This window comes from Candidatus Polarisedimenticolia bacterium (assembly GCA_036001465.1).
Taxonomy (GTDB): Bacteria; Acidobacteriota; Polarisedimenticolia; order Gp22-AA2; family Gp22-AA2; genus Gp22-AA3.
Map to the genome: position 1 here is coordinate 1 of DASYUH010000069.1, position 9,420 is coordinate 9,420.

2 protein-coding genes are annotated in these 9,420 nt (G+C 68.4%); both read right to left on the minus strand.

What is annotated here, in order from left to right; genetic code table 11:
- On the minus strand, window positions 1–9,003 hold a 9,003-nt coding region (locus VGV60_13645; protein HEV8702312.1), incomplete at its 3' end, for a thrombospondin type 3 repeat-containing protein.
- 133 nt (window positions 9,004–9,136) lie between these two features.
- Window positions 9,137–9,420 (minus strand): hypothetical protein (locus VGV60_13650; protein HEV8702313.1); only part of this gene is annotated, 284 nt, incomplete at its 5' end.

Below are 9,420 nucleotides of genomic sequence, written 5' to 3' on the forward strand. Positions count from 1 at the left end.
GCTGGGGAGCGCGGGGCGTTGCGGCGCCACCAGATAGAACGTGGCGAAGCCCGCGGCCGGGTCCGGGTCGCCGGCCTGGCCGAGCGGGCCGCTCGTGCCGTTCCAGCCTCCCCCGGGCGCCGCCGTTCCCGAAGAGTCGGACAGGAGGCAGCCCGCGCCGGCGAGCTGCCAGAATGTCCGGCCCCCCGCGATCAGCTGACCCCGCGAGAGGCCGCCGCCGATCGCCCCGCGGTAGACGTCAGCCGCTTGCAGCGGGCCGGACCAGTTGAGTGTCGTCGCGCCCGCCGCCCGATCGTAGAGAAGCCCGAGCGAGGCGTCGACGAGCCCCACGACCGCCTTCACCCCGAGCGTCACCTCCGCTCCGTCCCCCGAGTAGACCGGCAGATCGAACGAGGCGCCGGTCTGGCTCGTGCAGTCATGGTCGGAGCTGCAGCGCATCAGGACCCGGTAGGACACCTGGCGCTCCGGCGCATCGAGGAAGAAGAACTTCGCGCTCCAGTCCTGCACCAGCACGCCGTCCCGGAAGAACTGGAACTCCGGCAGTCCCAGGGGGCAGCCGCCCGGCAGCGTCGACGCGGCCGCGCTCACCCGGATCGGCTGGCCGGCCACGGCGATGGTCGAGAGCCCATCGAACGGTACGCCGGCCAGGTTGGTCACCTGGGCCACGACGGTCGTTCCGCGGTCCTCCGGCGCGGGATTGCATTCGGCGAGGCAGGTGGTGCCCGGGGGCGGGGCCAGATCCGGCAACAGCGAGTGCTGGGCCTCGATAGCGCCGGTGAACTTGATATTGTCGAGCCACCAGCCGTCATCGGAATCCGTGGTGGCCCAGGGGAGTCCCATTTCGTAGTACGACTCGGCCGTGTCGTCGAACATCCAGGTGCTGCCGATCCAGCGGACGCGGATACGCTGACCCAGGACGCCTGCCAAGTTGAACTTGGTCTGGACCCAGACGCCCACACCGGACGGATCCACGACGCCGGAGGTTGCGCAGCCGTTGAATTTGCCGGTCGTCGAGGGGGTCGTGCCGTACGTGGTGCCGCAGTTGGCCCAGGCGCCCTGCGGGTAGCACATCGTTTCGTGGACGCCGCGCGGCGCGGGCGGCTCTGAGCCGGTGTCGGTGGGCGTGAAGCGGCAGTAGCGCCCGATCGGCGCGTATTGGCTCCAGGCGCCCATGAGGTAGTCGTAGTTGCCCTGGAACGGCACGAGCTTGTCCCACGCCCCCCAGGCATCCACCGCGGGATCGGGATCGGTGTCGATCTGAATCTGGACGTCGGCGCAGTCCAGGCACATGGTCGACGGGGGTCCAAGATTGGGTGGGGCCATGAGACGGGCGATGTGGAACATCGACAATTCGAGATCCCCCGGGCGAGGGAACATCGCCAGGTTGATCGGCGCCGACACGAACGCCTGCAGCGTCCTGAAATGCGTCGTGTCCCCCTTCTCGAAGCCTGTCAGGTCAAAATGCGCCCCCATGTGCAGGGAGTTCGGCACGCTGAGCGCCTTCTGGCCGTTCGCCGGCGTCTGGTAGAAGCAGCCGCCGACGCAGGCTCCGCTTTCGGCGTTGGGACAGTTCGTCGCGCCCGGCGGGCAGTGCAGGTGCCAGTCCATCGGGTAGTCCGGGTCCAGGATGCATCCTACATTCCCCTGCGCCGGCGTCCGGAAGCCGCCGCACGCAATTCCGGCAAATGTGCCCATCTCGCTGCCATCGGCGCTCCCGCGCAGATAGGCACCGTGCTCGATCACCCCCGTTCCGCCGTCGGTCCGCCGGAAGGTGTCGTTCACGGTGAAGAGACCGTCACCGTCCCGGTCGGCGTCGAAGGTCTCGAAGATCGTCCCGTCGTCGGTCGTCCCGGCGACACCGTCAGGCCCGGCGACGAAGACTTGAGGCCCCGCCGGAAAATCCAGGTCGGCCACCAGGGTGAAGCAGACCGGCGCTGTCGTCCCCAGGCTCTCGTTGGCGACCACGGACAGGCAGAGATCGATCGTCGCGGGCTGCAATGCAGAAGTCGTCTGCAGGGTGTCGCTCGCCTTGAAGGTGAACCCGGGCTGGAGCGGATCGAGGCTGCCGAGCGTCACCACCGCCCCCGCGGCGAAAGTCGAAAGGGACAGGGTCGGTTGGAGGATGCAGGCGACGGCCGGGTCGCTCGACACGAGGGAGAACCGGGCGTCCGTCAGGGCCGGGCCGGTGTTCTGGATCCGCACCGTGACCCGTCCGGTCTCGCCGGTGTCGGGGAAGATATCATGGTCGCCGTCGATGTCCAGGTAATCGGCCCCAAAGAAGGAGTAACGCGCCAGAGGCACTCTCCAGCACTGGATCGATCCCTGGAACGTCACAAGGTCGTCCGGGATCCCGTTGTCATCGTCGTCCATCGAGCCGGCCGGATCGCAGGCGTCCCCCAGGCCGTCGCGGTCGCTGTCTCTCTGGACGATCGGACCGGGAACCGTGGGGGGATTTCGAATCCCGGGGCAGTTGTCCAGGACATCCCTCACACCGTCGACGTCGGCATCGTCGTTGGCGTTCGAGCAGGACTCCGAAACGCCGTGGCGCACCGCGCTCTGGCAGACGCCGCCCGCGGGGCAGGCCGGATCGCTTGTGCCCGGGGCGCTGCTGCAGGCGATCGATGGATCGTTGCTGCAGATCCCGATGACGGCCGCATCGGCGCAGTCGCCGTCGCAGGCGTCACCGATGCCGTCGCCGTCCGAGTCCTGCTGGTCGGCATTCGTCGCCAGGACGCAGTTGTCGCTGCCGTCCGCCAGGCCGTCGTGGTCGGTATCCAGAGTGGTGCTGCTGCACGCGAAGCCCCGGGTCAGGTCGCAGACGCCGCCGGTCCCGCCGGTGCACTCCACGCTCGTCAGGCAGGGGGTGATCGGGGCGGGGGGGGTGTAGATGCAGCGCCCCTGCTGGCCGTATGTGTAGGTGGAGAACGTTGGGAGGTTGTAGACGTCAGGGCAGTTATCGGCCTGGTTGGCCACCCCGTCGCCGTCCAGATCGTCCATCTCGCACGCGTCGCCGGTTCCGTCCTGATCCGAATCGACCTGCGTGACGTTGGCGATCGCGACGCAGTTGTCGCACGGGTCGCCGACGCCGTCGCCGTCCGCGTCCTCCTGGAGCTGATTGAAGGTGAACGGGCAGTTGTCGGCCGGCGCGTTCACGCCGTCGCCGTCCAGATTGTCGAACAGGCTCTCTCCCGACAGACCGTCGCGGTCCCCGTCGCACGACGGGTCGACGTAGTAGACGATGAACTGGCCGTCCGTCCCCGGATTGGTGAACACGTTGGTCGGGTTGTTGGTCGAAGTCGAGAAGGGGACGCTGCCGCGGAACAGGCCGGCCTGCCCCGGCACCGCCGGGAGCACGTAGCGCTTGGCGTTCGGGGTCAGGACCGAGAAACGAGCCGTCGTGAGCGGGATCGATTCGCTGTCGGTCACGATCATGACCTCAACACTCGCGATTCCCGGGGCCAGCTTGGTATCGACCACAGTGATCTCGACCGCCTCGTCGCATTCGTACAGGTCGGTGCGGTCGGCGGTGATGCTGGCGCACTGGCCGCCGGCAGGGGTCCCCGGCGTATTGAAACGGTAGCAGGCCGGCGTGTGCGCCGGCACGAACGAGCTTTCGTCCAGCGGATGGAACTCGTCCCACTCGAAGACGACGTCGTCCACGCCGAATCCATAATCGCCTGCGAGGTCGGTGCTCTCGATCGAATAGAAGCCGATGCCGATTTCCCAGCGGTTGCCGCCGGTCCTCCCGGGGCCGGTCCAGAAGAAGGAGTTCTCGGGAGCGGCCGTCCCGGCGACGTTCTCGGAGGCGAACCCACCCTCGTATCCGACCAGCGTCCAGTCGAAGTTGCGGACCGGACCGGCGACGGTGTTCGTCTCCAGCGTGCAGCCGCCGCCGGAGCCGCAGTCGGCATTCACCTGGCACGGACCGCCCGGGGTCGGGCCCCCCGTGCAGACGCCGGGGACCGCCGCCCCGGGGAACGGGAGCTTCAGGTAGTCAGGAGGCGCCTGCGGGATCGGCGACGCGCTGTCCGGGTTCGTGTTCTGGGTGTACCCGGTGAAACCACTTTCGCCGCCCCCGTCGAACGGCGTGCCGCCGTTCGAATCGACGAGCGGGCCGAAGGTCCGCTGATGAGGATCGGTGCTCGCAGGGTCGATCCCCTCGCCATTCAAGAAGTACTGGTCGCCGCCCGAGATGGAGATCACGTTGTACGACCAGCCGCCTGCACGGCGCGTGTAGTACGTGTCGAGCACCTGGCAGAGGAAGCAGTTGACCGTATCATCATCGACGTTGTTGTCGATGTTGATTCCGCCGCCGGAGTAGGCCGCGTTGATCACCTGGTCGTTCAGGTTGACCCCGAAACGCTGGAACTCGACTCCGTAGGCGAACCCGCGCGCGTCGTTCTGCTGGTGAACCTTGGCGATGATCGGCGAATGCAGGATGTCAAACACCAACTCGGCGCGGGCCTCGGTCGCGGAGTTGTTCGGGATCGCGAAGTTGTGGCACGCTGTCGCCCCCGGCGAATCCGCCACCCCGTCATCCGTGTGCCACATGCCGTACACGCCCCCCTGGCTCGTCTGGAAACCGCACAGCCCGGAGGTCTTGTACTCCCACATCGGATTGTCGGAGATGGCGTTTGCAGTGCTGCCCGGATGGCGGATCGGCACCCAGCCGCCGTCCGTGCTGTCGAATCTCCAGGGAACCTCGTCGCCGCTCGACGGCCCGGAGGCCGCGAGCAGGATGCCGCGGTCCAGCGTGCCGTTCGGGATGATGTCCGCCTCGGACGCGTCCAGGAGGCCGTTGTTGTTCAGGTCCTCGCCGAGGATGTTCGTGACCGTCGGCGTGCCGCCGATGGTCGTGCCGGGAACGAACATGGACGAAAAGGTCACGTCCTCGTCCGGAAGCACGAACAGTTTGAACGGGTCGACCGCGTCGGGCCGGTCGATGACCAGGTTGCGGTTCAGGTCGCGCAGCTCACGGCCCCCCGCTGGGAAGTCGGTCGAGTAGTGCCGGGTCTCCCGGTCGGCGTTGATGACGTGCGGGAAGGCGTACGACTGCCGGCCCAGGCGCTGGCCGGTACTGAGCGAGTCGAGGGTCAGGGTCATCGTGACCTGGCGGTTCGGAAAGGTCAGAGCGTTGGACGTCGCGGGGTCCACGAAGACGTGGAAGAAGACGCCGTTCGTGGCGCCGGCCGGGATGCGCCCGATATTACGGGGCGAATCGAGAACCCGGATGGCGGGCGCGCCGGGCCCCGAGGGGGTCAAAGTGGCGATCACGTCCGCATAGTCGTCGCCGCCGACCAGGCCGCGGCCGCGGTTGCTGAGGGCCACGCCGTACGTCACGACCTCCCCCGCGTCGAGGAATTCGTCGTTGTCGCAGCCGTTGCTGATCTGGTTCTGATCGCCGATCGCCTGGTTCCCCAGGATGGCGAAGAAGCCCGGGATGAAGTTCGGCGAGCAGTTCACCTGGCCGCCGGCGGACACGGGCGCCTGCCCGGGGGGAGCGTACGTGGCGTACACGAACATGCCGGTGTCCGCTTCCAGGATGCCGTTGTTCGGGACGGGAGCGGATCCGAGACGGACCGGAACGCCGGCAGAGTTCGTGACCCCCGTGGTCGCTCCGGTGGTGAAGGAGATGCCCCCTTCCGAGTCCACCGTCGCGCCGGCGGCGTTCCTGACGGAAAATGTTGTCGAGGCGGTTGAGCGTGCGGCTCCGGCGCCGTCGGTGGTGTCGTAGATCGACGCCACGGCCGAGTCGGAGCAGACGTAGCGGATCTTGTCGAGCGAGATGCTGCTGGCCGGGAACGACGATGGGCCGCGCGCCGGCACCGCCTCGGCCAGGACCACCGGCCCCGCCACGACGAGGGCGTACGTCTGGCCCCCCAGGTCCAGGAGCCCGTTGGCGTTCGTGTCCTCCCCTGCGTCCAGGCGACGGTTCGGAAGGAGCGGGCCGGCGCCGTCGGGATCCAAGTCCTCGTCCGGGCCGCCGATGGTGATCGAGCCGGGGGTCGAGCCCCCCGCTCCGCGCTTCACCGTCACCTGCCAGTTCCCCAGGTAGAGGGTCGAGTCGGCGAAGTTCCGGTCCGCGTTCGGATCGGAGTTGAGATGGAACCCCTCCTGCGGGTTGCGCCTGTCGTGAACTTCCGCGGCAGCAGCGGGGCGGGCCAGGGACCACTGGTCGGTCCACGGGGCGTTATGGCCGCCATTGTAGACGTTGCCGTCGTAGGCCAGGTTGTCTGCAGCGGATCCGGTCGGGCAGATGGTGACGCCGTCCGGGTGCAGATCGCCCGGGGCGAGACAGTTGTCCGGACCCGGCGAGGTCACGACCAGGTCGAGGTCGTTCACCAGCGGCCCGCCGCTCCCCGGCGCCGACGGGATGTCGGTCCAGGCCAGTCCGATGACCAGCTCGCTCCTCAGGATCGCCAGTCGCGACGACGTCACCGGGCCCGCTCCGACCACTGTCCGCGGACTGCCCACGCGGAAGGTGTGGGTCTTCGAGGTATTCACGTTGTCGATCGCCGGCTCGCCGGTGGCGATGTCGTCCCATATCAGAAGACCCCGGGCCGGATGCTCGGGGGTGGACGCGGCGTTCCCGCCGCCGTTCGGGCCGGTCACGAAGTTCTTCGACCAGTTGGCCAAAGGCAGGACGTGGCTCATGACCGCCCGGCCGTACCCCTGCTCGCTGTTCCCCATGACGCCGACGAACACTCCACCCGGCGAGCCGACGTTCATGCCGCGGGTGCGGCGGAGGTTGCGCTCGTTGACGTCCTGCCCCTGCGTTCCAATCAGTGTGCCGAACTTGGCCGAGGCCACCATGGCGGCCTTCACCAGGGCGCCCGAGACGTTCGGAACGCGGTTGGCCGCCTGCCGGTCGCCGGTCGGGTAGAAGCCCTGCGCGAAGTAGTCGCGGATGATCGCCCCGGCCCCCGTGACGTAGGCCGCCGCGTACGATGTCCCGAAGTTCCCTTCGTCGATCTGGGCGTCCACCGGGTCCACGTTGTTGTTGTCACGGCTGCGGAACGCGGAGATGGAGGCCGTCTCGAAGCTCGGCACCAGATCGGTCGCGGGGGCCGTGACGAGGGGGGCCATGCGCAGCGATTCCGGCGTCGCCGGGCCGCGCGATTCGAAGCCGACCGTGTTGTTCTCCTGGTCGTTCGTGCCGAACACCGTCACGGCGTCGGCCCGGGTGCCGCCGACGGAGACCAGGTTCTTCGCGGTCGAAGGGGGCTGCGTCTGGATCGGCCGCGGGAAGTTCGGGTCGTCGTCGGCCTTGGTCCCGTTGAACAGGTCGGGGATGACGACCAGCATCAGGCCCACTCGGTTCGTGCCGGCCAGACCGCCGTTGTTGCCGACCGGGGCGAACACCATGAAGTCGCGGTTGTTGTACAGGAACTTGTCGATGTCCGCCGCCTGCTGCGGATAGGTCCCGTTGCTCGCCAGGAACTGAACCGTCGAGAAGTTGTCCGGGGCGCCGAACGGCATGACCGCCAGGTGCGCTTCTATACCGCCGCCCACGATGCCGGCGCAGAGGCCCGTGCCGCCGCTGCGCGGGCAGATCAGCTCTTCCAGGCGGGCGCTGAGAGGACCGGGGTCGACGTTCCCCCCCTTCTCGATCAGGGAGTTGATGGTGCAGAGGGTCCGATTCGCCACGTCGCTCACGATGATGCGGGCCCCCTTGGCGACGCCGTCGAGGTTGGCGTTGCGAGGCTGGCCGCCCCCTCCGATGCCGGACCGGGTCGCGAAGACGCCGACTCCGCTCGGCCAGGCGGCAATCGCGCTCGCCACGATGTTGCCATGGCTGCCGGCGCCGTCGATCACCCCGTCGCAGTCGTCGCCGTTGTCGCGCACCGCGATGATCGAGTGGATCTTGCGGTGGTTCGTCGACGGGAAGGCGTGCGTCAGGTCGAAAACCTGCGTGGCGGTCTGCGAGAAGCTGGGCGTGTCGGCCGAGATGCCGTTGTCGATGACGCCCACGAGCTGCGGCGGCACCATGTCCGTCCCGTCGTTCACCCTCTGCCCGTCGCCGTTCGTGTCGAGGCCGCCGCCGTCCACTCCCGCGTCATCGAACGGCCGGATGAAGTGGGGGTCCTCTGCCGAACCGGCCTGGACCATCACCGGGACCCTGGAGTTCAGCTGCATCAGCTCCAGCGACTCCTGGACGTGCAAGACCTCCGGAATGCGGGCAATCCTTCCGAGCGCCTTGTGGTCCGCCCGGACCAGGTAGGAGGAGCCATCCAGACCGTAGTCGACGACGTCGACGACGCCGGGGATCTTCGCGAGACGGTCCTTCGCGGCAGCGCCGCTGCCGCTCACCATCGCCACTTCTAGAAGGAAGGTCGGGTCGAGCGCTCTCTCTCGATTGATCAGGGGACGCCTGCCGGCCTGCAGGTCGATCTTGTCCGCCGGCTGCATGGCGTAGAAGAACGCCACGTCCGGGTTCTGCCGCACCCTTCCGATCTGCGCCGCCTCGACGTAGGCGAGGAGCGTCGAGTTCGCTCGATAGTCGACGATCGACTCGACGTCCCCCCGGATGCCGTCGAGGACCGCGTCCAGTCCTTTCGCCGCGATCGCCTCGGGGCGCAGCATGAGGTAATTGAGTCCCTGGGCCAGATGACCCCTGGCGCCGAGGCGGGTGACCTCGTTATCCGCGAACCTGAGATCGGCCGGCAGGCCGCGGAGCGCAGCCTCGGTGTCCTTCAGGTCGATGTCCGCGATGTTGGTGCGCAGCAGTCCCCCGGGATCGCCATGTACACGCCGGGGGGTCTTGAAGTCCTCCCCGAAGACCGCGAATCCGGCGGGCCGGAGCGTTGCGGGGGGCAGCTGGACGCCGGCCATCTTCTTCGCGTCCATCTCCATCAGCTTGGCGATGAAGGCCTCCTCCTCGTCCACGTCGGAGGGGGCCGCGAGGAGGGACATCCCCACGACGGCCAATGCGCCAATGGGAACGACGAGAGCGATTGCGCGCAGGTATGCGTGTCGGGGGGACCCGTCGGCAGGGTGTCTCACGGTGTCCTCCTCAGATGTGAAGCAGCGGCGGCGAGTGCTTGAAAATACGACGGTTATGAGGGCCTGTCAACCCGATTCCGGCGACAGGTTCCGGCGACCGCATGCGGCGGAGCCCAGCCGTCGGGCGCGTTCTCTACGGGCAGAGTCCCGAGACCTCCACCTGCCTGACCACCTTGCGCGGATCGCCGCGCGGCGGGCAGTCCGCCGCGGAGATCGCGTCGGCGTCCAGACACGTGCCGCCGCCCGGGCAGGCCGGCTGTGCGCCCGCCGTCTGCACCGCCGTGTTGCAGGCGACGCGCAGGCACTCACCGCACGCACCGCCCGACTCGAGGCAGGCCCCTCCGCCGACCTCGCAGGCTCCCACGCTGCACAGCCCGGGGGCCGCGCAGCCGAGGGCGGCGGGGCTGGGGAGCGCGG